The organism is Blautia sp. HA8986 (genome assembly GCF_056504635.1).
Map to the genome: position 1 here is coordinate 781,356 of NZ_JBWLUQ010000001.1, position 25,648 is coordinate 807,003.

Genomic DNA, 25,648 nt, shown 5'->3' on the forward strand with positions numbered 1-25,648 from the left:
GGATTCAGTCCGGTTCACCATTTTTCAGCTGTTCAAACAGATCCGACCATTCTCCGTAGACATATTCGTATTTCCAGCCTGTGTAAGAGGCAAGCTTCTGAAGATATTCATAACTGTAACCGCTCTTTGGGGAATTATCATCCGTTCCTTCCTGGAAATTATGAGAAAAATAATAGCCCACTTTTACAGTTTCCTGTTCTTTAGCAGATACGCTGCCAGTGAAAAAAGCCAACATTCCCATACAGAAAAACAAAGATACTGCGATAAAAAATGACTGATGTACAGATCTGGAAAACAGACGTGCAAAATTCCCTTTTGTACCTCGGTCTGACACTGTTTTGTTCATAGGCCCCCCCGTTAACTACATTATATAAATTTCCCCGATTTAATTATACACTTTAAGACAATATACTGTCATTTTTTATGGAAATCAACTTGTATAAACAACAAACGGAAAGAAAAAAGAATACCGGATTCACGCAATATTTCACTTGAATCCGGCATTTATATATGGTATATGATGGCACAGGCATAAAAAACTTTTTTGTTTGAATTTTTTTCAGCTGTGAATAGATTTTCAGTAATTATTTCTCAATACAAATAAATGCTTTTCCCAACAAGTTTATCGCCTTCATATTGTAATTTTATTGAGAAAAACCGTTCTTCCCCTGAAAGCAGCAGATCAAGGAATACTTTATCTCCCTCCCATGCAGGAAGTTCGGGTACTGTGTTTTTATCGATCCAGCAAAGTTCACCTTCATTACATTCGATCAACTCGCCAGTATATCCATCTGCTGTAAAAACACACATAAGTTCTGATTCACATTCATTGTTTATAAACGTTACCAGACCACGGAACTTATATGATGTAAGTGTAAAACCTGTTTCTTCCTTCACTTCACGCACAAGACATTCTTCCGGTGTTTCCTGATCTTCCACATGTCCGCCAACACCGATCCATTTTCCTTGATTCATGTCATTTTGCTTTTTTATTCTGTGAAGCATCAGGTATTTATCGTTGTTTTCTATATAACATAATGTAGTAGTTTTCATCTTTTTTCATATGTTTCAGAAAAAAGCTGTTTACGTAATTCATTTTTTCTGTCTGCTGAGGTGAAAGCAGCTTCGACTGAATTAAGGATGAGCTGCTTCTGCTGCTCTTTTGTAATGCCTGTCAGGGATTCCATGTATTTAAATTCCCTGGACAGGGATGTCCGTTCAATAGCTGGATCATCTGTATTTAATGTTACTTTAAGGCCTCTTTCCAGGAAGGTTTTCAACGGATAAGAAGACATATCTGCAACTGCTTTTGTCTGGCGATTGCTTGTTGGACACATTTCCAGAAAAATTCCGGCATCTTTTACAAGCTGGATCACTTCTTCATTTCCTGCGATACGCACACCGTGTCCAATCCTTGTCGCTCCCATGCGAACCGCTATCCTTACATCATCCGCATCACCGGCCTCACCTGCATGAATAGTAAACGGGATTTCATCTTCTTTTGCTTTCGCAAAAAGATCCTCATAATCTTCTGTCGGGAAAAGTGCTTCCGCACCTGCAAGGTCAACAGCGACAACGCCCCCATCTTCCACAAGATATTTCCGGGCCAGTTCCAGTGTTTTCAGATTGTCCTGCTGATTGGATTCTCCGCGCATGCAACATAAGATCAGATTACCTGGAATCGGCGATTTTATCAATCCACGCATCGCAGATTGAACAGCATTTTCCTGGGTCATTCCCTTCTGAGTGTGAAGCTGTGGTGCAAATCGAAGTTCTGCATAAATCACGCCGTCTTTATGCATTTTCAGAGAGAACAAGATAAACGGCATCTTCCAGTGCTTTTTCTGTCTGGAGCAGAGAAAGCGGCAGCTCAAAACATTTCAGAAAATCATTAAGATCTTGGCAGGAATCCGGTACAGAAAGGAGAGCTGTCAATTCTTTGTCAGTTTTTGCCGGAAGTGTGATCTGCTGCAAAGCTGCAAGTTTTTTTGCAATTTCTACGCTAATGCAGCCGTCCAGATGCGCATGAAGGTCGATATAGTGATTTATTCTATTTTCTTTTTTCATAGGAAATAAGTACCTCCCTGTTCTGATTTTTTTCTGTTTTAGCATAAAAAAGAACGTATGAAATTCCACAGTTTACGGAAGCCTGCGTTATTTTCTATGTTTCAGGACTTAATTCCAGATATTATATAGCCTGAGTCACCTCTTTTAACCAGCTTTTTTCATCTTCATCCAGATATGGAGAAATTATCTCATATACAAGTGCGTGATACTGATTGAGCAAAACTCTCTCTCCTGCTTCCATCTGTGCCGGGTCGATTCCTTCCAGATCAAAAGGTACCATGGTCAGAGATTCGAATTTCATAAACTGGCCGTATGCTGTCTTTTCCGCTTTTTTGCATACGATCAGGTTTTCGTGGCGGATTCCGAACTCATTTTCTGCGTAGTAACCTGGTTCATCGGAAGTGATCATGCCTTCTTCCAGCACAGGGGCCGGACAGTCTGCAGGATTTTTCCAGCGAAAGCTCTGTGGGCCTTCGTGTACATTGAGAAGATAGCCTACTCCATGACCGGTTCCGTGGTTATAGTCCTCTCCCATTGCCCAGAGCGGACCTCTTGCTATGGAATCCAGATTCAGTCCCGTACATCCGTAACGGAATTTTGCAGCTGCCAGGTTTAAATGTCCCCGAAGCACAGCTGTGAAATATTTCTTCTCCTTTTCTGTGACCGGGCCAAGTACGACGGTGCGGGTGATATCTGTGGTTCCCTCCAGATAATGTCCGCCTGTATCCATCAACACCAGTCCTTTTGGTTCCAGAGGGATATTCGTTTCTTCTGTTGCACCGTAATGGACGATTGCCCCATGAGCACCATAGGCAATGATCGGATCAAAACTGTTCCCAAGGAACTTTTCCTGTTCGGAGCGGAAATCATAAAGCTTATCAGCTGCTGAGAGCTCCGTGATCTCCTGTTTTCCAATGTTCTTTTTCAGCCAGTGGATAAATTTCACCATTGCAACGCCATCTTTGATATGGGCAATCTTCTCATTTTGGATTTCTGTTTCATTCTTGACAGCTTTCGGAAGAAGGGTCAGATTTTCTCCGTCCAGAATCGTCACTTTTTCCTGAATATTGCTGATCAGGCGGCTGTTTACATTACTTCTGGAAAGATAGATCTTTTTCTCCCCGGATATTGTCTGCACATAATCATAAATATCATTGTACGGATAAATGGTAACGCCATCAGCAGAAAGTGCCTTTTTTACAGATTCCGGAAAAGCTTTTTCATTGGCAAAAAGGCGGATCTCTTTCTCATCCATCACAAGATAGGAAAGGACTACCGGGCAGCAGTGAATATCGTTTCCGCGGATATTTAAAAGCCATGCGATATCATCCAGAGATGTGAGTACAAAAAGATCTGCGTTTTTTTCTTTTAATTTGGTACGTATCTCCTGAAGCTTGTCTTCTCTGGATTTTCCAGCCCATTTCACATCAAGCTCCATCACCTGTTCACAGGAAAGAGACGGACGATCCTGCCAGATTTCACCGATCAGATCCTCGTTTACAGAAAAACGTACCTGCTTTTTCTCCAGATTCTTTTTCAGCTGATCTGCCTCTTCTCCGCTGACTGTACGGCCGTCAAAACCAAGGCACATCCCTTCTTTCAGATTTTCTTCCAGAAATCTATGGATGGTTGGAACATCTGGTTCTCCCATCTTAAAAAGTGTGACGGGTGTTCCCTCTAATTGCTGCGCTGCCTGAATAAAGTATCTTCCATCTGTCCAGAGACCTGCCATATCCTGCATGATCACTACAGTTCCAGCTGAACCGGTAAAACCTGTGATATATTTCCTACATTTAAAATAATCGCCTACATATTCTGAACCGTGGAAATCATCGGTTGGAACAAGATATGCATCAATTCCCTTTTTTTTCATCAGCTTTCGAAGAGCTACGATCCGTTCTGTAACTGTCATAAGTTTTATGCCTCCTCTGTGAAGTTATTTTTTATTGCAAAGCCATGATCCATAGGTCCGCTGCCTTTTCCAAGGTCAAGCATAGCTGCAAGTGCTCCTGAAATATAATCTTTGGCGCGGTTTACGGATTCCTCCATGGAGAATCCTTTTGCAAGGTTGGAAGCAATGGCAGAAGAGAGAGTACATCCTGTTCCATGAGTATTCGGATTGTTAATACGCTTTCCTTCAAACCACCGGTAAGCTCCGTTCACATAGAGCAGATCATTGGCATCATTAAGCTGATGTCCGCCTTTGCAAAGGACAGCACAGTGATATTTTTCAGATACCTGGCGGGCTGCTTCGATCATAGCTTCTGCAGTTGTGATCTGTATTCCGGTCAGTACCTCCGTCTCCGGAATGTTCGGAGTCAGAAGATCGGCCAGAGGAAAGAGTTCATTTTTCAGAACATCGACTGCTGCCTCACTGATCAGTCTTGCACCGCTGGTTGCCACCATAACCGGGTCAACTACGATGTTTTTTGCCTTATATCGGCGAAGTTTCCCGGCGATCACCTGGATCAGGTCACTTTCCGAAACCATTCCGATCTTTACTGCGTCCGGAAAAATATCGTTAAAAACAGAATCCAGTTCCTGACCGAGAAATTCAGCTGTTGCATTCTGGATCGCTGCAACACCGGTTGTATTCTGTGCTGTCAGTGCTGTGATAGCACTCATTGCATAGACACCGTTTGCCATCATGGTTTTGATATCAGCCTGGATACCTGCTCCTCCGCTGGAATCGCTGCCTGCTATGGTTAATGCTGTTTTCATATGTATTATCCTCCGTTTTCCGTAAAATCTATTCCATATAATTTAAAAGTTCATTTAAAGACCTGCAGTAAATATCTGCCTTTTTTTTCAGCTGTTCCTGATCCGGTTCTCCGAAAGGATCGAAAATTCCTGCTGTCTGAAAACCTGCATCTCGGGCCGTAATCAAAGCATACAGGGAATCTTCCACAACAAGCGTTCCATTGGGACTGGAATTCAGAGACTTTGCCGCTGTGAGATAAATTTTCGGAGAATATTTGCTCTCTCCGATCTCGCTTGTCGTATAGATCTCTTTCAGATAAGGAAGCAGATGATTTCGCTCCAGTGCTTTTCTTACATGCTCTCTGGGACTGGATGTAGCTGCCACTACCGGAATTCCCAGCTTATTTATTCTCTGCAAAAGTGCTTCTGCACCTGGTTTGGCTTTCACTTCTTCGAAATAAAAGGTCTGTATTCTGGTTTCCAGTTCCTGTATAATCTCTTCTTCTGAATTTTCAAGAGAAAATGTATCTTTCAGCCAGGCAGATCCCTGTTCCATACTCATAGAAAAAAGGATCTCATCCATATCCGGAACAGGTGTATATCCATGTTTTACAATAAATCTTCTTCCAAGCTCCTTCCAGATAAAAAGAGAATCCAGAATCACTCCGTCTATGTCAAAAATAATAGCATTTATCGGGTAAGTCATTTCTTTTATACTCCCTGTTTTGTATACTCTAACAAAAACACGGATATGTCTCTGAGACATATCCGCATCTTATTTTTTTATAATGCTATTATAGTCTGTCAAGGCATGAAATGCAACGGTGAGTTAGCGACCGCTTCGTAAAGCTATTACATCCCCAGATTTATTCTTTGCCGTTAAAGCAGTATGTACATACATTACACGGATCAATCCCGATAGATTCCAGAAGATCATCCAGCCTGTGATAGCGAAGAGTGGTAAAGTTCTGCATCTTGCAGATATCCTGTACCATCTGCTCGTATTTTTCTGTACGTGGATCTGCATATTCATCCAGAATTTCCTGCGGACAGTTGGGACCCTCTCTTTTCTCGATGACCTGACGGGCAATCAGTTCCATCTCGGATTTGGAACGGGAGAAGTTTAAATATTTACACCCGTACATGATCGGTGGGCAGGCAGGACGAACATGAACTTCTTTTGCACCGCTTCGATACAGAAACTCGGTTGTTTCACGGAGCTGGGTTCCACGTACAATAGAATCATCAATGAGAAGAAGTTTCTTATCCTTGATCAGGGCACGTACAGGGATCAGCTTCATCTTGGCGATCAGATTACGCTGGTTCTGATTGGTGGGCATGAAGGATCTTGGCCAGGTCGGTGTATATTTGATAAACGGTCTTGCGTAAGGAATTCCGGATTCATTAGCATAACCGATAGCATGAGCGATACCGGAATCCGGAACACCGGCTACAATATCCGGATGAACAGAATCGCCATCTCTTTTTGCAAGCATGCTTCCACAGCGGTAGCGCATTTCTTCTACATTGACGCCTTCATAAGAAGCTGTCGGATATCCATAGTAAACCCAGAGGAAGGAACAGATCTTCATTTTCTTTCCAGGCTCTACCAGAGTTTTTACACCATCTGCCGTGACAAATACAATTTCTCCAGGTCCAAGTTCCTTATAGTCTTCATATCCCAGGTTGATATAGGCATGGCTTTCAAAAGACAGACAGTAGGAGCCTTCTTTATGACCGATCTCTACCGGAGTACGGCCCATCTTGTCACGGGCTGCATAGATTCCGTCTTTTGTCATAAGAAGTAGTGTCATGGAACCATCGATCAGCTCCTGTACATACTGGATACCCTCCACGAAATTGTCTTTTTCACAGATAAGGGCTGCGATCAGCTCTGTCACATTGACTGTTCCGTTTGTCATTTCCTGAAAATGTACCTTGGTGGTATCATACAACCGTTGCAGAAGTTCGTCATAATTGTTGACCTTTCCCACAAAGGTAAGGGCAAAACTTCCGATTCTGGAACTGAACAGAAGTGGCTGTGGCTCATAATCGGAAATACATCCAATTCCCATGTTACCTTTCATGGAACCTACATCCCCGTCAAATTTTGTACGGAAAGGTGTGTTCTCAATGTTGTGGATGGCACGGTCAAATCCATTTTCACCGTAAACTGCCATTCCGCCGCGACGTGTTCCCAGATGGGAGTGATAATCTACTCCGTAAAAAAGTTCCAGTACGCAGTCTTCTTTTGATGCTACTCCAAAAAATCCGCTCATAATGTGCTCCTCTCTGCTTCCATAGTTTAACGATTCTTTATTTTTCGTACATCCATAATCGTTTTTCAGTATAGCATACGGCACAGAAAAATAACAATTAATTCAGAGGATATTTCGTCTTTTTCAAAATAAATCATAAGGATATTAGCCATATTTATAAAAGATTTCTGCTTTTTCTAATTCCACAGTGCAATAAAAAGATTCAGATATCCGGCAAACGTCAGCCATATAATATACGGAATCATCAGATAGACAGCTTTTTTGGAAAATCCTGCAAATACACGAATACACCAATATACCAGTCCCCACAGAAGAAGCAGCCACAACAGGGCAAATGTATACCAGCCGGCACCAAAAAAGAAAAACGGCCATAAAAAGTTTACCGCAAGCTGAATCCCATATAAAGTAAGTGCCTGGTTTCTGGCTTTGCTTTCCGGTCTGGACGCGACCAGCCAGGATGCAGTTCCCATCATGATAAACAAGATCGTCCACACAACAGGGAACAACCATCCCGGCGGAGATAAAGGTGGTTTGTCAAGCCTGGCAAATACCTTCATTCCATTTCTTGTAAAAAATCCCGAAACTGCACCTGTAGCTAACGGCACTGCTATACAGGTTATCAGCTTTTTGGTTTCTTTCTTCAAAAAACATCCTTCCTTTCCTCTCATCCAATGGGTTTCATGTAAAAGGGTTATTTAACAGCCTGTTATTTTCTGATTTAGTATATTTCCGGAACCGGATTTTTATACATAAAGAAACAGCCCTGCTTTTTACACAGAGCTGCTTTTTTACAAAAAATTTATTAAAGGGATTGGGATTCACTTATTCCTGTGTGATGCCTTTGAACTCGTAGCCGGCTTCTTTGATCACTTCTTCAACCCTGGCCTCATCAACCTTCTCCGGTGCAGTGAATACGGTTGTTCCGCTCTCGTGGGAAGATACCACATCCTCAGCGCCAAAAGCTGCCTGGATTGCTTTGTTTACATGTGCCTCACAGTGACCGCACATCATTCCTTCTACATTAACTGTTACTTTTACCATAGTTTTTGTCTCCTTTTCCTGTTTTTTATCTTCTTTATTTTCATCATGACTGATGTTTAAAGTTACCGGATTTTTCAGTGCCTTATCACGGGCTGTGCTGTGAACCTTGAACAGATTCAGTCGAAGTGCATTGGTTACCACGCAGAAGCTTGACAGGCTCATTGCCGCAGCACCGAACATCGGATTCAGTGTCCAGCCGAAGATCGGGATCCATACACCTGCTGCCAGGGGAATACCGATCACATTGTAGAAAAATGCCCAGAAAAGATTCTCGTGGATATTTCTGAGTGTGGCACGGCTCAGACGAACTGCAGCCGGAACATCACTTAAACGGCTCTTCATCAGAACAACATCTGCCGCATCAATGGCAATATCGGTTCCCGCTCCGATGGCAATTCCGATATCTGCTCTTGTAAGTGCAGGTGCATCGTTAATGCCATCGCCTACCATGGCAACCTTTCCCTGTTCTTTCAGAGAACGGATCACACTCTCCTTTCCGTCAGGAAGAACTCCTGCGATCACATCGTCAACGCCAGCCTGCGCCCCGATAGCTCTTGCTGTCCGCTCATTATCACCGGTCAGCATCACCACACGGATTCCCATATTCTGAAGCTCTTTTACCGCACGTGGGCTGTCCTCCTTGATCACATCTGCCACTGCGATGATTCCCAGAAGCTTTCCGTTTCTGGTAAAAAGAAGCGGCGTTTTTCCCTGTTCCGCAAGTGCTTCGGCTTTTGCCTGAAGATCTGACGGAACACGGGTCTGGCTGCTGATAAATTTCATACTTCCGCCTGTCAGCGTGTCATTTCCAAGCACTGCTGAAAGACCGTTACCCGGAAGTGCCTGGAATCCGGTAACCTCTTCCGGAACCAGCTTCTCTTCCTCGGCTTTTTTCAGAACAGCTTTTGCAAGGGGATGCTCGCTTTTTTTCTCCAGGGCACAGGCAAGTGTGAGAAGTTCTTTCTCTGTAATGCTCTGTGCAGGCAGAATATCTGTCACTTCCGGCTGACCGCTTGTGATCGTTCCTGTTTTATCCAGCGCAACGATCTGGACTTTTCCCGCTTCTTCAAGGGAAACCGCTGTTTTAAAGAGGATTCCGTTTTTGGCGCCCATACCGTTTCCTACCATAATGGCAACCGGCGTTGCAAGTCCAAGTGCACACGGGCAGCTGATAACCAGAACAGAAATGCCTCTTGCCAGCGCATAACCAAAGCTCTGTCCGACCAGAAGCCAAATGATCGTCGTGATCACGGCAATGGTAATTACGGCCGGAACGAACACTCCGGAAACACGGTCTGCGATCTTGGCAATGGGAGCTTTTGTAGCGGCTGCATCACTGACCATTTTTATGATCTGGGAAAGTGTGGTATCCTCTCCCACACGGGTAGCTTCACATTTAATGAATCCAGACTGGTTGACTGTTGCTGCGGAAACCATATCTCCGGTTTCTTTATCTACCGGAATACTCTCACCGGTCAGTGCAGATTCATTGACTGCGGTAGTACCTTCCAGGATCACACCATCCACAGGAATGTTCTCACCCGGACGTACAACAAAGATCTCACATTTCTGTACCTGTTCAATAGGGACGTTAAGTTCCTGCCCGTTTCGTACTACAACTGCTGTTTTCGGTGCCAGCTTCATCAGGCTTTTCAGGGCATCGGTGGTCTTACCCTTTGAGCGGGCTTCCAGCATTTTTCCTACAGTGATCAGTGTCAGGATCATGGCTGCGGATTCAAAATAGAAATCCATCATGTAATTCATGACTGCTGCAGAATCTCCATCTACCTGTGCTCTCGTCATGGCAAACAGTGCATAAACACTCCATACAAAGGATGCCATGGAGCCAAGTGCTACCAGGGTATCCATGTTCGGGGAACGATGCCAGAGACTCTTAAAACCGCTGATAAAGAATTTCTGGTTGATCACCATGATAATTCCTGCAAGAAGCAGCTGTACCAGTCCCATGGCTACATGATTGTCATCAAACCATTTCGGCAGCGGCCATCCCCACATCATATGTCCCATAGAAAAGTACATCAGAACAAGCAGGAATCCGACGGATGCAATGAGACGCCTTTTCAAAACAGGAGTCTCATGATCCTCCAGTGCTTCCTCGGCCGCTGACATGGAAATTTTTTCGCTGGCGGCACCTTTCAGGGAAGCTCCGTAGCCTGCCGCTTCCACTGCCTTTATGATGTCCTGTGCAGATGCGCTTCCCTCCACTCCCATGGAGTTGGTAAGAAGGCTCACCGAACAGCTGGTAACACCGGGAACTTTGGATACGGCTTTTTCTACCCGGGCAGAGCAGGCTGCACAGCTCATACCAGTTACGTTATATTGTTCCATTCTCTCTTAATATCCTCCTAAAATATATTATCCCTATTTCATCAGCTTCTGGAGGGTTGCTACAAGCTCATCGATCGTCTCGTCCTTACCTTCCCTGATATCTCTGGCAACGCAGGTACGGATATGGGTGGCAAGCAGCTCTTTATTAAAAGCATTGACTGCGGCATTGACCGCTGCGGACTGGATCAGGATATCGTTGCAGTAAGCATCATTCTCCATCATTCCTATGATGCCCCTGATCTGTCCTTCAATACGTTTCAGACGGTTGATCAGCTTCTTCTTCTCCTCCTCGGAACGTGCAGTGTGTTTCTCACTGCAGCAGGGACAGGCTTCTTTTTCAGTCACAGGCTGTCACTCCTTTCTCTTTCAAAATACCCTAATGGGGTATTCACTTTACATAGAACAATATATACCCTAATGGGGTATTTGTCAATACCTGTCAGGAAAAAGTTTTTGTACCTTCCATCAGACAATAGGACAGCTGAAGGATCAGCCGTTCTTTGGGATCGTCAAGATTGATCTTTGTCAATTGGGTGATCCTCTCTATCCTGTAGAAAAGAGAACTTCTGTGTATGAAAAGAGCTTTTGCTGTCTGAAGTGCATTTCGTTCCAGCTTGAGATAGATCTTCAGGGTTTTATACAGCTCCGTATTATTTTTGCTGTCATAATCCTTCAGCACATGCAGAGCATGGGAACACAAAAGCTTCGGCGAAAGATTTTCACCCGCTTCTTCCAGAATGTATTCCAGAAAATATTCGTCAAAGCGGTGACACCAGATCATGCTGTCGTATTTTTCGCCAAGATGAAGCGCTGTTTTTGCCTGAAAATACCCCTGGGGAAGCTGAAAAAAATCTGCAAGTTCTGCACTCGCCCCCATTTTAAATAGTCCTTCTCTTAAAATAATCGCCAGTCCGCTGATCACCTGAGCAACACTGGAATTCTCAAAAGAAAGATTGACGATCACCACGATTCCCTGCTGATAGATAAAGGCCCTGCCTTCCGGAATCTGGGATTCAATATGTCCCAGTGTTGCAACCGAGGAATGCATTTTTTCATCCAGCTGTTCTGCCTCCAGCCGCAGGCAGAGATAACGGTCCGTTCTGTTCCAGTTAAGAAAATACAGAAAGTCCTGAACCTTGGCCGAATCTGAGATCTTTCCATCCAGAAAATCCGTAAAAAAGCGTCGGGTATCTGTTCCCAGATTCAGATGAAACAGATTGTGGTGCTGAATGCAAAGCTCAATAAAATTACCAAGATACTGTAATGCCGCAAAATTCCCAGGATGAAACGCGGTCTGAATCTCATTTACGCACAGCCGCCCCTCATAGCTTCCATTTACCCAGAGATTCCTATACAGGATGCGATACCCCCTGAGATCCTCATTGTAAATATCCGGCCCTTTTGTGGAAAGAGTTCTTAAGTATTCCAGGTCTACTTTAAATTCGTGGATCAGATTTAACGGAACCATCATCCTTCCGGTTCTGGAGTCTCTCTCCCATACAGACATGGGACCTGTTCTGTACGGACAGGCCAGAATATAGAAATTCGTATCATGAGCAAAAAGAGGATTCTTAAATATGGGAACACTTGCTTCCAGCATATTGTCCAGAGGCGCTTCACTATTCAGGGAAAGCTGTAGCTTTCTGTCCCATTCTCTGTATTTCTCAAAGACCTGCTGTGCAGAATTCATGATCCCGGCAAACTGTTCCTGCCGACCTACCATAAGTACAACACAGCTTTCATGAAAATTGTGATAGTCTGTCTGTCCTGCAATAAGAAACGTTCTGTTTTCATAATGACAGAATTCTTCTGTAACCTGTGAGGCAGTCGCAAGATAAATATAATTTTCGGATAAAGTGATTTCTTTCTGAAACAAACGGACACCTGTCAGCCGGTAAGGATCTTCTCTTCCAAACAGGGCAGTCTCTGCAAAAGAATCCGCAAATTCGTCAATCAGAATCTGGCCATTCAAAAGAAACCTTTCGGATATATTGTCATAATCATTACTGTTATTGTGCATTTTTTCTCCTTTTACTTCCTGTCATTTCGATCATTTGTACAATTATAACATAAATATTTATGAAATACAGTATTGTTTTTTGTATAAGTTTACATCTCTGATTGTACAAAACGTCTGAATATATTCATAAAAAATGAAACCCTGTGCGGATTTACGGACCATTTATTCTGCTGTATACTTGTCCCATCAGAAGAAATCCAGGATCACGGGAAAGTGATCCGCAAGTACTCGCGACGTGCTTTATGTGCTTTATTATGAAACCGGAAACTGTTTTTTGGATAACAGGGGGATTTTTATGGGAAATGAAAAAAAAGAAACCGAACGCAAAAAAGGTCTCAGCAACGCACTGAAGTACTTTTTCGGAGTCGGAGACGCAGGCTTTGTCCTGATGAGTAATATCGAAACTTTTTACTTTATGACATTCCTTACTGACCTGGCTCAGTTCAGTGCCGGAATCGCAGGTGTGATCAATTCTGTTTTTACTATTGTAGATGCCTGTCTTTCCTGGCTGTACGGAGGAATTATCAACGGCACGAAAGCAAAAAAATGGGGACGCTACCGTTCCTGGCTGATCCTGGTTCCGTGGATGGTCCCGTTCCTGTACGCATTCATGTTCATCCGCATCAGTGATAACGAGATCTTATCCGCAATCGTGATCATTATCGCATCCATTTCTTCACACGTTGTATGGAATTTCAGTTATGTTGCAAACGCAACACTGATCAGCGTTGTAGGAAAAACTCCTGAGGAAAGAGCAATTCTTGCTTCTTCCCGTGCAACCTGGAATAATGTGGGCGGACTTCTGTTCTCCTATCTGGGACTTCCTTTTGCAACACTGCTGGCAGGCTACGTAGGCGAGAAAAACAAATTTGCAGCTGCCGCGTTCTGTCTGGGCGTACTTATGGTAGTCACCTATTTTGCACATTTCAAAATGACCGAAGGATATGAAGAGATCGAAACAGAAGCTACAGGAAAAGCAAATGACAAGACCAAGGTTTCCATTCCGGAAATGTTTGCTTCTCTTTTCCAGAATCCACCTCTTATGGTCCTGATGCTGGCTGACCTGGCTAAATGGTGTGTAAAATTCGTAACTGCCGCATCTGCAATCTACTATTTCCGCGATGCCATGGGAAATCCGGGATTAATGGTGACTTATACCTTCTGTATCTCTCTCGGTGCGATCATCGGAGCATTTACCATGCGTTTTATCGCAAAAGCACTTTCTTCCCGTACAACCATGATCGTGGCTTACGGCGGTATGGCGGCAGCATTGTTTATGATCTATCTTTTCTATGGAAATGCCTATACAGTTATCGGTCTTATGACTCTGGCACAGGTATTTTATGGAATGGCTTTTGCAGCTTCTCCTGCTCTGTATGCAGATACGGTTGTCTATGCCACATGGAAAAGCGGTAAGGATGCTTCCGGATGGATCATGGGACTTCAGAATCTTCCACTTAAGGTTGCTGTTTTCCTTCGAGGAACCATCTTAAGTGCCTGCCTGGTCGCAGTAGGCTGGAAATCCGGTGTTGTCCTGGAGGGTGCAGCACGCCAGGGAATGACCATTGCTTTCGCACTGGTTCCTGCTATCTTCTGCCTTGTGGGAATGATCCTTCTTCTTGTAGGATTCCGGATCACCAAGGATAAGGTTGCTTTTTATCAGTCAGAGATTGACGCAAGAAAAAACTGATATTTAACAGGATGTTAAACATAAGACATAAATTTTAAGACATTTTTATAAAGGAGGAATTGTTTATGTTATCAGCAAAAGAGAATTTTCTGGAAACGATCAAACCGGACGGAAAACCGGATCGTCTTGTAAAACAATATGAAGGTGCTGTTTTTTATCCGCCTAACCCAGCAGCATCCTATATCCGTGGCAACCGTCATCCGGGTATGGATCCTCTGATCGACCGTTTTGGTACTGAAATCCTGTGGCCTGCAAATCAGGTTGCTGCCATGCCACATGTTACTGATAAAAACAAGGTGATCAGCGACATCACCGAATGGAAGGAACAGCTTGTGATGCCGGATCTTCAGGCAAACTGCTCCGATCCTGCTCTCTGGGAGCCTTTTATCAAAAAAGCTGATGAAATCCGCGCAAACGGTGACCTTGTTATGGCCTTCATGCCTACCGGTGTATTCGAAAGACTTCATTTTCTTATGGGCTTCGAGGATATGCTGATGAATTATCTTCTGGAACCGGAAGATATGATGGATCTCTGTAATGCCATCGGCGAATACCGTTTCCAGTATATGAAGCTGATCGTTGATTATATCAAACCGGATGTAATGCTGTCCCATGATGACTGGGGCTCCAAGCATTCTCTCTTTATCAGCCCGGAAACCTGGCGTGAATTTATCAAGCCACAGTATGCAAAAACCTATAAATACATGAAGGATCATGGTGTGATCGTCATGCATCACGCTGATTCTTTCCTGGAGCCGATCATTGAAGATATGGTAGATCTTGGCATTGATATATGGCAGGGAGCTTTGCCGGAAAATGATATTCCGAAGCTTCAGAAACAGCTGAACGGCAGAATGACTCTGATGGGCGGTATTGATGCTGCCATCGTTGACCGCGCTGATTCCACAGAAGAGGAAATCCGCAAGGAGGTAAGAAGAGCCTGCCAGAGCTATGGCCCTGGTGGTCATTTCATTCCGTGTATCACTTATGGCGGTCCAGGATGCCTGTATAAGCATGTGGACCCGATCATTGATGACGAGATCGATAAATACAACAAAGAAGTTTATGGTGTTTAACCAGACGTCAAATAAACAAGGCAAATAAAAAAAGGAGGCTGATCCGTATATGGTCAGTCTCCTCTTTTTTTATTTTCTGTTCTTATTCTTCTACCATATGGCCAAAATAATAAAATCCTTTGCAGGTGTCAAGACTTACCTTGACATATTTGCCGATCAGCTCCTTCTCTCCCGGAAAGTGGACAAGGAGATTATGCTGGGTACGGCCTGTGAGTGTACCTTTCTCACGGTTTTCATCTTCTACCAGGATCTCCTGAACAGTTCCCTGGAAACGTGAAGAATTCTCCCTGCCTTTTTCCTGCACCAGAGCAAGAAGGCGGCTAAAGCGATCCTTAACAACGTCCTCCGGTACCTGATTCTCCATTCCTGCTGCCGGAGTTCCGCTTCGCTTGGAATAAATAAATGTAAAGGCTGTATCGTAGTTGGCTTTTCTTACTACGTCCAGAGTCTCCAGAAAGTCCTCTTCTGTTTCTCCCGGAAATCCAACCATGATATCAGTTGTCAGAGAGATATCCGGAATCGCTTTACGGATCTTATCTACCAGTAAAAGATATTTCTCTTTATCATAACGGCGGTTCATCTCTTTTAAAACTCTGCTGCTTCCGGACTGCAGCGGAAGGTGAAGGTGATGACAGATCTTTTTGCTCTCAGCCATGGTCTGGATCAGCTCATCGGAAAGATCTTTCGGATGTGAGGTCATGAAACGGATGCGCCTCAGTCCTTCAATCTTCTCCACTTCTTTGAGGAGCTGGGAAAATGTCACAGGTGTTTCCAGAGTTTTTCCGTAAGAGTTTACATTCTGGCCAAGAAGCATGATCTCAGTTACTCCATCTGCAACCAGTTCCTCGATCTCACGGATAATAGCCTGTGGCTCACGGCTTTTCTCTCGGCCGCGAACATACGGCACGATACAGTAGCTACAGAAGTTATTGCACCCAAACATTACGCTGACACCTGTTTTGAACGGGTATTTGCGGGATGTCGGCATACCCTCTACGATTTCATCGGATTCCTTCCAGATATCAATGATCTGCTCATCTGTCTGCAGTGCCCTGTAAAAAAGTTCAGGGAATTTATGGATGTTGTGGGTTCCGAATACAAGATTTACATATTTATATTCCTTGCTGATCTTCTCCACTACATGATGTTCCTGCATCATGCAGCCAAAAAGTACGATCTTCATATCCGGATGACTGCGCTTAATGCTCTTTAAATGTCCCAGATGTCCATAGATTTTCTGGTTGGCATTCTCACGGACTGTACAGGTGTTAAATACTACGGCATCGGCATCTTCCGTATCTACCATCTCATAGCCCATCTTCTCCATGATAGCTGCAATGGACTCTGTCTGGATGGAGTTCATCTGGCATCCTTCATTCTGGATATGGAAAGTAGGGCGGCGTGTGCTGTTTTCAGCAAGAAGTTCCTTACATTTCTCAATGTACTGAAGCTGAAGCTCTGTTTCTTTATTCTGGCTCAAATTGATTCCTCCAATAAAATTATTTATGTATTCTTATGCGGTATTCTTCGTTAGACAATATCAGACGGGAGCTTAAAGAAACCCCCGTCTGATATATCATACAGAATTTATACTTGTCTGTCAAAGAGTTTTTACAGCAGCGGAGCAAAAACCCTCAGTATATTCTGCATGGCACGTACTGTGATATTCCGTTTCAGACAGAATTCCAGATCAATGCTGCTGCAATACTCAAGTGTCTCCAGAAAATCATTACGGATATCCAGTACCACATCATTCTTATACAGCCATACACCATCCTCAAAATGCAGATAAAGACTTCTATAATCAAGGTTGATGGTTCCCACAACTCCTACTTTGTCATCGCAGACAAAAGATTTTGCATGAAGGAATCCCGGCTGGTATTCGTAGATTTTTACACCGGATTCCAGGAGCTGTTTATAATAAGACTGGGTCAGAAGAAATACCATCTTCTTATCCGGAATGCCAGGTGTCATGATCCGAACATCCACGCCGCTTTTTGCCGCAAGGCAAAGGGCTGTCATCATCTCGTTGTCGATGATCAGATACGGTGTACAGATATAGACATAGTTTTTGGCACGGTTGATGATATTCAGATAAACATTCTCACCTACGACCTCATCATCAAGTGGTGAATCGCAAAATGGTTGTACATAGCCGCTTCCTTCGAATTGTTCCGGATGCCATCTGTGAGGTACATAGTTGCCAAAATCAGAAGAAGTATCTGTTCTGCTAACGATTCCCCACATATAAAGAAACATGGCTGTCATATTCCAGACACCGTCACCTTTAAGCATAACGGCTGTATCTTTCCAGTGCCCGAAACGCTTGCGCTGATTGATGTATTCATCTGCAAGGTTAATTCCACCTGTAAAACCTGTCCAGCCATCGATCACGCAGATCTTGCGGTGGTCACGGTTATTCTGGATAATGTTAAGGATCGGGCGGAAACGATTGAATACTTCACATTTAATTCCATGTTTGCGCATTTCTTCATCATATTTATAAGGCAATGTAGTAAGACAGCCAAATCCGTCATAGATCAGCCGGACATCCACGCCTTCTTTCGCTTTTTTCTCAAGGATGTTCAGGATTGTATGCCACATAACACCGTCATTGATGATAAAATATTCAATGAATATGAAATGTTTCGCCTGTTCAAGCTCATGGACAAGAACCGGGAACATATCGTCTCCTACCTGAAAATATTCTGCAGAAGTGTTCTCGTAAACAGGATATCTGGAATACTTCCATATATATTCTGACTGGATAGCCATGGACTGGTCGTCTTCCATCAGGTGGTTTCTGGTGCTCTCTGAGCCTTCCAGATATTCTGCTGTCTCGTTGATCAGTTTCTGATAATGTTGTTCCATGACTGTTCCAATTCGCGATTTACCGAACAGAAGATACAAGGAAACACCAAAAACCGGAAAAACAAGGATCAGCATTGTCCACGCAAGTTTATAGGAAGGGTTAATCTTCTTGTTTACGATCCAAAGGACAACCAGAAAACCGGCTGCCTGCATTCCGATCGTTACCCATCTGGAATACTCCATGAGACGGAACAATGCGATCAGCAGCCATGCCAGCTGTACGATCAGAGCAAGTGCTACATAAAAAATTCGATTAAACAGTAATTTCAGAAGTGACTGCAATGGTTTGATTATTAGTTTAATGATTAAGTTCATATTTTTTCCCTTTTGTCAAACTGTCTGCTGCTCTTTTTTAATTAAAAATCCCTGACCATATAGCCAGGGATTTTTTGCGCACAATTAATTATATTTACGTTTTCTTGCGGCTTCAGATTTTTTCTTACGGCGAACGCTTGGCTTCTCGTAATGCTCTCTCTTACGGATTTCCTGCTGGATTCCCGCCTTAGCACAGCTTCTTTTGAATCTGCGAAGAGCGCTATCTAAAGTCTCGTTCTCTTTTACGATAACGTTTGACATAGACTCACACCTAACCTCCCTCCAGTTGTAGATTGTGCTAAAATACAACTGTCTGGGTATTTTTCTTGCACGAGTGTTATTATATATCATAACACAAGGTTTCGTCAACAGCTTTTCGCATTTTTTATGAAAAATTTGTCAAAAATGTAAATCTCGAATATTATACTTATTTTGTAAGCTGTTTCTCCAGGATTCCTGCTGCTGCATCCATAGCTTCCTGAGCTTTCTCCGGATTCTTTCCGCCGGCCTGTGCCATGTTCGGACGTCCACCGCCGCCACCGCCAACGATAGCTGCTACTGCCTTGATGAGATTTCCTGCATGAGCTCCCGCTTTCTGAGCTGCATCTGTTGCCATTGCAAGGAGATTTACCTTACCGCCGTTTACTGCAGCAAGAAGGACAACACCTTCGCCGAGCTGTTCTTTCAGCTTGTCACCAAGATCTCTCAGGCCGTTCATATCAACGCCATCAACTTTGGCGGCAAGGAGTTTCACGCCGTTTACTTCAATGACTTTATCCATAACATCACCAAGTGCACTCTGAGCTGCTTTGCTCTTGAGGGACTCGTTCTCGCTCTGAAGTGCTTTTACCTCAGACTGAAGATGGCCGATTTTCTCTACTACCTCAGATGTATTAGCCTTTAATGCTTTTGCTGCCTCATGAAGAAGCTCTTCCTGTTTTCTGTAGTAGTCGATAACAGCTTTGCCTGTCAGTGCCTCAATACGACGGACACCTGCTGCAATACCGGACTCGGAAACGATTTTAAAGAGCATGATGGAGCTTGTGTTCTTTACATGTGTACCGCCACAGAGCTCTTTGGAGAAGTCACCCATGGATACTACACGTACCTTCTGGTCATATTTCTCACCGAAAAGAGCCATTGCTCCGGATTTCTTGGCCTCTTCCACATCCATGACATCTGTATGGACATCAAGACCTGCCTGGATCTCTTTGTTTACAAGCTCCTCTGCTGCCTGGATTTCCTCAGCTGTCATAGCCTGGAAATGAGCAAAATCAAACCGAAGTCTGTCCGGTGTTACAAGAGAACCCTTCTGCTCTACATGGGAACCCAGAACAGTTTTCAGCGCTTTCTGAAGAAGATGTGTTGCACTGTGGTTTTTCTCTGTATCTTTTCTTGCATCTTCATTTACTTTCAGGGATACTGTCTCGCCTGCGGAGATCATGCCGGACTCCATATGTCCTACATGGCCAAACTTGCCGCCGCGCAGTTTGATGGTGTCCTCAACAACAAATTTACCGTTTGCAGTCTCGATCACACCGGTATCGCCTTCCTGTCCACCCATAGTTGCATAGAAAGGAGTCTGTTCTACAAATACAGTACCTTTCTGTCCTTCTGTGAGAGAATCTGCAATCTCTGTCTCTGTGGTAAGGACAGTTACTTTGGAATCAAAAGTAAGATGATCATAACCAACGAACTCTGTAGTTACATTGACATCAATATCATCATATACAGTTGCATCTGCGCCCATATAGTTAGTTACTTCACGGGCAGTACGTGCTTTGACTCTCTGCTCTTCCATTGCTTTCTGGAAGCCTTCCTCATCAATACCGTAACCTTTTTCCTCAAGGATCTCTTTTGTAAGGTCAAGAGGGAATCCGTAAGTATCATAAAGCTTGAATGCGTTTTCACCGGAAAGAGTTTTCTCGCCAGCTTTCTTCATATCCTCTTCCATATCAGAAAGGATGCGAAGTCCCTGGTCGATGGTCTTGTTGAACTGATTCTCCTCGTTTGTGAGAACACGGAAGATAAACTCCTTCTTCTCCTCAAGTTCCGGATAACCGGCTTTGGAGCTCTCGATCACCTGCGCACTTAATTTTGCAAGGAATGTTCCTTCAATGCCGAGAAGACGTCCGTGACGTGCTGCACGGCGGATCAGACGACGGAGAACATAGCCGCGGCCTTCGTTGGTTGGCATGATTCCATCGGAGATCATAAATGTTGCAGAACGGATATGGTCTGTGATCAGACGGATAGAAACATCGTCTGCATAGTTTTTATCATATTCTTTATGTGCGATCTCGCAAACAAGATTACGAAGTGCACAGATCGTATCTACATCAAAAATAGAATCTACATCCTGAACAACTACAGCAAGTCGCTCAAGTCCCATACCTGTATCAATGTTCTTCTGCTTCAGTGTTGTATAGTTTCCATTTCCATCATTCTCAAACTGTGTGAAAACGTTGTTCCATACTTCCATGTAGCGGTCGCAGTCACAACCTACTGTACATCCTGGTTTACCGCAGCCATATTTTTCCCCACGGTCATAGTAAATCTCAGAACATGGACCACACGGACCTGCACCATGCTCCCAGAAGTTGTCTTCTTTTCCGAAACGGAAAATACGTTCGGCCGGAATTCCGACCTCTTTGTTCCAGATATCGAAGGCTTCATTATCATCCAGATAAATGGATGGATAGAGACGGTTTGCATCAAGTCCTACAACCTCTGTAAGAAACTCCCAGGACCAGTGAATTGCTTCTTTTTTGAAGTAATCACCAAAAGAGAAGTTACCGAGCATTTCAAAGAATGTACCATGGCGTGCAGTTTTACCTACGTTTTCGATATCTCCTGTGCGGATACATTTCTGGCAGGTTGTCACTCTTGTTCTTGGCGGTTTCTCAGCACCTGTGAAATATGGTTTCAGCGGAGCCATACCTGCATTGATCAGCAGAAGACTCTTATCTCCCTGCGGAACCAGGGAAAAGCTTTTCATTACAAGATGTCCCTTGCTTTCCATAAAATCAAGGAACATCTTACGAAGTTCGTTCACTCCGTACTTTTTCATGTTGTTATCCTCCTTGTGTCAGCCCCTTTTTGCAACATTCCCTGATCTTGAAATCTGCATTCGGAAATGCTGCATATACGGGAAATTATTTTACACAGATTTTTTTGAATTTCTTTTTACCTCGCTTGAGAACGATTCCTTCTCCTGCAAAAGCATCTTTTTCAACAGTGTGATAGATATCTGTAATCTTCTCACCGTCGATGGAGACACCACCCTGCTGAATCGCACGACGACCCTCGGAACGGCTTGGTACCAGCTCTGCTTTTACAAGAAGTGTGATCAGGTCGATTTTTCCTTCCTCATCAAAATCCTCCTCTGCAAGCTCGGTTGTCGGCATATGAGAAGTATCCGCACCTGAAAACAGTGCGCGTGCACCTTCCTGTGCTTTCTTGGCCTCTTCCTCACCGTGTACAAGCTCTGTCAGCTGGTATGCAAGAATCTCTTTTGCTTTGTTCAGCTCGCTTCCTTCCCATTTGGCCATCTCATCGATTTCTTCAAGTGGAAGGAATGTAAGAAGACGCATACATTTGATAACATCTGCATCGTCTACATTTCTCCAGTACTGGTAGAAATCAAACGGAGATGTCTTGTTCGGATCAAGCCATACAGCTCCGGACTGTGTCTTGCCCATCTTCTTGCCCTCAGAGTTGAGAAGCAGTGTGATAGTCATAGCATAAGCATCTTTGCCAAGCTTACGGCGGATCAGCTCTGTTCCGCCAAGCATATTGCTCCACTGGTCATCACCGCCGAACTGCATATTGCAGCCGTATTTCTGGTACAGCATGTAAAAATCGTAGCTCTGCATGATCATGTAGTTGAATTCCAAGAAGCTTAAGCCTCGCTCCATACGCTGTTTGTAACACTCTGCTGTCAGCATACGGTTTACGGAAAAGTGAGCACCTACCTCGCGGAGAAGCTCTACATAATTAAGATTCATAAGCCAGTCAGCATTGTTTACCATAAGAGCTTTTCCATCGGAGAAATCGATGAAACGGCTCATCTGCTGTTTAAAGCAGTCAATATTGTGCTGGATGGTCTCTTTTGTCAGCATCTGACGCATATCGGTTCTTCCGGACGGATCACCGATCATTCCTGTTCCACCGCCAAGAAGGGCGATCGGACGGTTGCCTGCCATCTGCAGTCTCTTCATCAGGCAAAGAGCCATGAAGTGACCTACATGAAGGCTGTCTGCTGTCGGGTCAAAGCCGATATAGAATGTGGCTTTCCCGTTATTTACCATCTCTTTAATCTCATCTTCGTCTGTAACCTGCGCGATCAGGCCACGTGCTTTCAGTTCATCCCAAACTGTCATTGTTCTTTCCTCCTGTATAGCTTTTATGTTTACGCTTTTTTGTTACATAAAGTTTATAATTTACAGTATTAGCGTAAAAAATAAAAATGCCCGGTTCCTGTCCGTTTAGGACGAGAACCGGGTCCCGCGTTACCACCTAAATTTACAGAAAACTCGCATTTCCTGCCTCATAAAGTGAATTTATACCCTTTATATCAATATATAATATATAATAAGATATAAAACCACTTCAGCACAATAACGGGTGCTATCCGTCGCAGCCTATCTATAAAATTTATATTTTACAGTATTAAATCCTGATTCGGTGCGCAGCTCCGGGATGTATTCACGAAAGTTCCACCCTGCGCCTCTCACCTGCCGGCTGCTCTCTGTGGGGTTTTCCCTGGGTTACTTCTTCCCTTCCTCGCCTTTTACTATACTATATGAAGTATACAAACTGCTTTTTTGTTTGTCAAGAAATTTTAATATTGCTTTGACAACTTAAAGCAGCAGAATATAGTTGCTTATTTTACAGAAAACGGCCATTTAAAATTATTATTTCAGGCCTTCATCTACGTAAAGTTCATTGCCGTCTGCTGCCGATGTTGCAAGTTGATCGCACCGTTCATTTAACGGATTATCTGCATGTCCTTTAACCCAGTGGAAGTTTACCTGATGCTGTTCTTTGGCCTTTAAAAGGCGTTCCCAGAGATCTACATTCTTTACATCTTCATTCTTTCCGCGTTTCCAGTTCTTCCTGAGCCAGGAATCGATCCAGTGCTGATTAAAAGCATCTACCAGATATTTGGAATCAGAATAGAGATCCACCTGGCAGGGACGTGTAAGAGCTTCCAGTGCCACAATGGCTGCCATCAGTTCCATTCGATTATTCGTAGTTTTCCGATACCCTTTTGATAATTCTCTTTCGTGAAGCTGTCCTTTGGTGTCAATATACTGAAGAACTGCTCCATAGCCGCCTGGTCCGTCAGGATTTCCGCGGGCTGCACCGTCTGTATAGATTTTCACCTGCATATAATCTACTCCTTGAATCTAAATTGAATATAAAGCAGACATTTTCATTCCACTTTAATATATATTCTATTTTTATTAATTTACAGTATTGATTTCTATCCGATTATACCTGTCCTATCTCTTCTGTGCAAGAATTTTTTTCCAGACACCTGTGTGCTCAAATTCTACTGCTGCGTTTCCGGCATCCTTCACAAGTTCAGGATCGTATCCCAGCATATCCAGAAGACGAATTGCATTCCTTGTTGTGGCTCTTCCCCGCTGAAGCAGATAATTAAACACTATCTCCCTGTCTTTGACTTCTTCTTTGAAATGATAATTTCTATAAATACCATCCAGAATATAGGAAAGCTCAATATCATGGGTCGCCGCAAAAGGCAGCATCCAGTTTCCGCGAAGTACATTAAGAATCTGAGAAGAAGCTGCAATACGTTCAATTGTATTCGTTCCTCTTAACACTTCATCAATCACACAGAGAAGAGGCTCTTTTTTACGGCTTTCATCCAGAATCCGTTTCAGGGAGCGAATCTCTACGATAAAATAACTCTCACCACTGCTGATATCATCTCTTAGTGCCATGGAAGTCATGACCTTGAGAAATGGCATATGGCAGGATGATGCTGTACAGGTGTGGATCGTCTGTGCCAGAATGCCGTTGATAGCCACATTTTTAAGAAAAGTGGACTTGCCGGAGGCATTGGAACCAGTGATCAGCGTTCCTCCCTCTGCTGTAATGCTGTTGGCCACCGGATGAGAGATCAGCGGATGATAGAGAGCTTCTGTTTCCAGGCGTACTGGTTGATGATCCTCTTCTTTCCAGAGTATAAACTCCGGGTTACACCACTCAGGCAGTATCCGACGGAAAGAAGCAATGGAGATCAGTGCGTCCAGCTCTCCGATATTGTCGATCAGGTTCATGATCTGTCCTGTTTTATCCTGAACTTCTTTCAGCACGGAATTATACATTAAAATATCAACATGAAAAACCATCCGCACATAACTCATAAAAATCTGAAACGGATCTCCGGAGTCTGCATTTTTACTGGTAAGCATAACAGCTTTTTTCCGAAAACGGCTGAATTCTTTTTTCCCTTCTCTGATAGCATCCATCTGTTTTTTGACTTCCGGCCAGTCCACAGTCTGCATCTCGTCTGCTGCTCCCAGCATTTTCAGAAGATGATTAAAACAGTCCAGATAGGCTTCCATGACCTTCTGACCGATACTTGCATAATAAATGGCAATATTTGCGATCATCAGACAGATAAATACAAGAAAACCTACCATCGGATACATCGGAAGCAAAATAAAAAGACTTGAAAGAAGTGCTGCAAGCATGACAATATGGATTTTAAGATCAATAACCGGAGCATCTTTTAATGCCAGAACTGTATCTGACAGGGAACCGATCCTAGTTTTTCCGACAGAAGCTAACATCAGCTGGAGTTCTGTGCGTTCCTGCTCATGAGTATCGAAAAATCTTATCTCTTTTTCCCGTTCTTCCAGTATTTTTTTATCAAAAGCAGGTCTTCGGAGCATATCATAAAGAACATCTTCACCAGGCGAAGAAACTGTCTGATTCATCTGCATGAAAACACGGTCCATATCCAGATCGTTCCATGTAATATCATCAATACAAAAATCGGCACTTTCTTTTCTGCGGAAATAGTGAGAAATCCGTTCCAGATCATCCGGAGAATATTCCCGTTCAGGAACCTTGCCAAATATCCTGCGAATACGGTTCCGCTGTATTTTTTTCCATTTATGGTTATTCCATGCTATTAAAACGACAAACAGCAGAACAATGCCTGCTGCCCATATGATCACCTGGAAATAAGGATTCATATATGCCC

At 43.6% G+C, this 25,648-nt stretch carries 21 protein-coding genes and 1 other annotated feature; of the genes, 2 read left to right on the top strand and 19 right to left on the bottom strand.

The window, feature by feature from the left end; genetic code table 11:
- Positions 1-4: 4 nt before the first annotated feature.
- The 12 genes from AC04Q4_RS03565 to AC04Q4_RS03620 form a co-directional block, all read right to left on the bottom strand.
- Positions 5-346, bottom strand: coding sequence for a hypothetical protein (locus AC04Q4_RS03565; protein WP_476388517.1), 342 nt, complete (start codon positions 344-346; stop codon positions 5-7).
- 245 nt (positions 347-591) lie between these two features.
- A complete protein-coding gene (locus AC04Q4_RS03570; RefSeq protein WP_195455330.1) occupies positions 592-1,053 on the bottom strand; it encodes an 8-oxo-dGTP diphosphatase in 462 nt (153 codons plus the stop codon).
- Positions 1,050-1,829, bottom strand: a complete 780-nt coding sequence (add, locus tag AC04Q4_RS03575) for an adenosine deaminase (RefSeq protein ID WP_476388518.1) — start codon at positions 1,827-1,829, stop codon at positions 1,050-1,052. The genes AC04Q4_RS03570 and add overlap by 4 nt, the downstream gene beginning before the upstream one ends.
- The gene (locus AC04Q4_RS03580) at positions 1,795-2,067 is read right to left on the bottom strand and encodes a hypothetical protein (RefSeq protein ID WP_476388519.1); all 273 of its coding nucleotides are present in this window, start codon (positions 2,065-2,067) and stop codon (positions 1,795-1,797) included. Before AC04Q4_RS03580 ends, add begins: the two co-directional genes overlap by 35 nt.
- A 121-nt stretch (positions 2,068-2,188) precedes the next feature.
- Complete coding sequence (locus AC04Q4_RS03585; protein ID WP_476388520.1) at positions 2,189-3,979, bottom strand: aminopeptidase P family N-terminal domain-containing protein; 1,791 nt, start codon at positions 3,977-3,979, stop codon at positions 2,189-2,191.
- Positions 3,980-3,984: 5 nt separating this feature from the next.
- Positions 3,985-4,788, bottom strand: coding sequence for a bifunctional hydroxymethylpyrimidine kinase/phosphomethylpyrimidine kinase (gene thiD / locus AC04Q4_RS03590; protein WP_476388521.1), 804 nt, complete (start codon positions 4,786-4,788; stop codon positions 3,985-3,987).
- Between the two features lie 28 nt (positions 4,789-4,816).
- Entirely contained in the window at positions 4,817-5,473 is a 657-nt protein-coding gene (locus tag AC04Q4_RS03595) for an HAD-IA family hydrolase (RefSeq protein WP_476388522.1), read from the bottom strand.
- A gap of 160 nt (positions 5,474-5,633) precedes the next feature.
- The gene (locus AC04Q4_RS03600; RefSeq protein ID WP_173738913.1) at positions 5,634-7,046 is read right to left on the bottom strand and encodes an amidophosphoribosyltransferase; all 1,413 of its coding nucleotides are present in this window, start codon (positions 7,044-7,046) and stop codon (positions 5,634-5,636) included.
- A 176-nt stretch (positions 7,047-7,222) separates the two neighbouring features.
- The gene (locus AC04Q4_RS03605) at positions 7,223-7,690 is read right to left on the bottom strand and encodes a TspO/MBR family protein (RefSeq protein ID WP_243251338.1); all 468 of its coding nucleotides are present in this window, start codon (positions 7,688-7,690) and stop codon (positions 7,223-7,225) included.
- A gap of 178 nt (positions 7,691-7,868) precedes the next feature.
- Positions 7,869-10,436: a heavy metal translocating P-type ATPase gene (locus tag AC04Q4_RS03610; RefSeq protein ID WP_476388523.1), complete on the bottom strand. Its 2,568-nt coding sequence runs from the start codon at positions 10,434-10,436 to the stop codon at positions 7,869-7,871.
- Positions 10,437-10,469: 33 nt separating this feature from the next.
- A complete protein-coding gene (locus tag AC04Q4_RS03615; RefSeq protein WP_119240028.1) occupies positions 10,470-10,781 on the bottom strand; it encodes a metal-sensing transcriptional repressor in 312 nt (103 codons plus the stop codon).
- 94 nt (positions 10,782-10,875) lie between these two features.
- Positions 10,876-12,456, bottom strand: a complete 1,581-nt coding sequence (locus AC04Q4_RS03620; RefSeq protein WP_476388524.1) for a helix-turn-helix domain-containing protein — start codon at positions 12,454-12,456, stop codon at positions 10,876-10,878.
- A 295-nt stretch (positions 12,457-12,751) separates the two neighbouring features.
- On the opposite strand from AC04Q4_RS03620, the gene AC04Q4_RS03625 reads away from it, so the two are divergent.
- Both AC04Q4_RS03625 and AC04Q4_RS03630 read left to right on the top strand, forming a co-directional pair.
- Positions 12,752-14,146, top strand: coding sequence for an MFS transporter (locus AC04Q4_RS03625; RefSeq protein WP_173738909.1), 1,395 nt, complete (start codon positions 12,752-12,754; stop codon positions 14,144-14,146).
- A gap of 65 nt (positions 14,147-14,211) precedes the next feature.
- A complete protein-coding gene (locus tag AC04Q4_RS03630; RefSeq protein WP_119240025.1) occupies positions 14,212-15,222 on the top strand; it encodes a uroporphyrinogen decarboxylase family protein in 1,011 nt (336 codons plus the stop codon).
- Positions 15,223-15,304: 82 nt separating this feature from the next.
- Here the strand turns inward: AC04Q4_RS03630 and miaB are convergent, their stop codons facing one another.
- From miaB to AC04Q4_RS03665, 7 genes are all read right to left on the bottom strand, one after another.
- Entirely contained in the window at positions 15,305-16,702 is a 1,398-nt protein-coding gene (gene miaB, locus AC04Q4_RS03635; RefSeq protein ID WP_173738908.1) for a tRNA (N6-isopentenyl adenosine(37)-C2)-methylthiotransferase MiaB, read from the bottom strand.
- A gap of 131 nt (positions 16,703-16,833) precedes the next feature.
- On the bottom strand, positions 16,834-18,408 hold the full coding sequence (cls, locus tag AC04Q4_RS03640) for a cardiolipin synthase (protein WP_243251335.1): 1,575 nt from the start codon (positions 18,406-18,408) through the stop codon (positions 16,834-16,836).
- Between the two features lie 84 nt (positions 18,409-18,492).
- Positions 18,493-18,669, bottom strand: coding sequence for a 30S ribosomal protein S21 (rpsU, locus tag AC04Q4_RS03645; RefSeq protein ID WP_004222305.1), 177 nt, complete (start codon positions 18,667-18,669; stop codon positions 18,493-18,495).
- Between the two features lie 166 nt (positions 18,670-18,835).
- A complete protein-coding gene (gene alaS / locus AC04Q4_RS03650; protein WP_476388525.1) occupies positions 18,836-21,478 on the bottom strand; it encodes an alanine--tRNA ligase in 2,643 nt (880 codons plus the stop codon).
- Between the two features lie 85 nt (positions 21,479-21,563).
- Positions 21,564-22,790 (bottom strand): tyrosine--tRNA ligase, encoded by a 1,227-nt coding sequence (gene tyrS / locus AC04Q4_RS03655; RefSeq protein WP_173756867.1) that lies wholly within the window; start codon positions 22,788-22,790, stop codon positions 21,564-21,566.
- A gap of 103 nt (positions 22,791-22,893) precedes the next feature.
- Positions 22,894-23,203, bottom strand: a binding site (T-box leader).
- A gap of 121 nt (positions 23,204-23,324) precedes the next feature.
- A complete protein-coding gene (gene rnhA, locus AC04Q4_RS03660) occupies positions 23,325-23,801 on the bottom strand; it encodes a ribonuclease HI (protein WP_476388526.1) in 477 nt (158 codons plus the stop codon).
- A gap of 114 nt (positions 23,802-23,915) precedes the next feature.
- Positions 23,916-25,640: a MutS-related protein gene (locus tag AC04Q4_RS03665; protein WP_476388527.1), complete on the bottom strand. Its 1,725-nt coding sequence runs from the start codon at positions 25,638-25,640 to the stop codon at positions 23,916-23,918.
- Between the last annotated feature and the right edge of the window lie 8 nt (positions 25,641-25,648).

Excerpts from the sequence above, each read along its gene's own strand:
- AC04Q4_RS03630 (WP_119240025.1), top strand. The coding sequence starts at position 14,212 with ATGTTATCAGCAAAAGAGAATTTTCTGGAAACGATCAAACCGGACGGA.
- AC04Q4_RS03620 (WP_476388524.1), bottom strand. The coding sequence starts at position 12,456 with ATGCACAATAACAGTAATGATTATGACAATATATCCGAAAGGTTTCTT.
- rpsU (WP_004222305.1), bottom strand. The coding sequence starts at position 18,669 with ATGTCAAACGTTATCGTAAAAGAGAACGAGACTTTAGATAGCGCTCTT.
- thiD (WP_476388521.1), bottom strand. The coding sequence starts at position 4,788 with ATGAAAACAGCATTAACCATAGCAGGCAGCGATTCCAGCGGAGGAGCA.
- tyrS (WP_173756867.1), bottom strand. The coding sequence starts at position 22,790 with ATGACAGTTTGGGATGAACTGAAAGCACGTGGCCTGATCGCGCAGGTT.
- AC04Q4_RS03570 (WP_195455330.1), bottom strand. The coding sequence starts at position 1,053 with ATGAAAACTACTACATTATGTTATATAGAAAACAACGATAAATACCTG.
- alaS (WP_476388525.1), bottom strand. The coding sequence starts at position 21,478 with ATGAAAAAGTACGGAGTGAACGAACTTCGTAAGATGTTCCTTGATTTT.
- AC04Q4_RS03665 (WP_476388527.1), bottom strand. The coding sequence starts at position 25,640 with ATGAATCCTTATTTCCAGGTGATCATATGGGCAGCAGGCATTGTTCTG.
- AC04Q4_RS03585 (WP_476388520.1), bottom strand. The coding sequence starts at position 3,979 with ATGACAGTTACAGAACGGATCGTAGCTCTTCGAAAGCTGATGAAAAAA.
- AC04Q4_RS03595 (WP_476388522.1), bottom strand. The coding sequence starts at position 5,473 with ATGACTTACCCGATAAATGCTATTATTTTTGACATAGACGGAGTGATT.
- AC04Q4_RS03600 (WP_173738913.1), bottom strand. The coding sequence starts at position 7,046 with ATGAGCGGATTTTTTGGAGTAGCATCAAAAGAAGACTGCGTACTGGAA.
- AC04Q4_RS03625 (WP_173738909.1), top strand. The coding sequence starts at position 12,752 with ATGGGAAATGAAAAAAAAGAAACCGAACGCAAAAAAGGTCTCAGCAAC.
- AC04Q4_RS03580 (WP_476388519.1), bottom strand. The coding sequence starts at position 2,067 with ATGAAAAAAGAAAATAGAATAAATCACTATATCGACCTTCATGCGCAT.
- cls (WP_243251335.1), bottom strand. The coding sequence starts at position 18,408 with ATGAACTTAATCATTAAACTAATAATCAAACCATTGCAGTCACTTCTG.
- add (WP_476388518.1), bottom strand. The coding sequence starts at position 1,829 with ATGCCGTTTATCTTGTTCTCTCTGAAAATGCATAAAGACGGCGTGATT.
- AC04Q4_RS03565 (WP_476388517.1), bottom strand. The coding sequence starts at position 346 with ATGAACAAAACAGTGTCAGACCGAGGTACAAAAGGGAATTTTGCACGT.
- rnhA (WP_476388526.1), bottom strand. The coding sequence starts at position 23,801 with ATGCAGGTGAAAATCTATACAGACGGTGCAGCCCGCGGAAATCCTGAC.
- AC04Q4_RS03610 (WP_476388523.1), bottom strand. The coding sequence starts at position 10,436 with ATGGAACAATATAACGTAACTGGTATGAGCTGTGCAGCCTGCTCTGCC.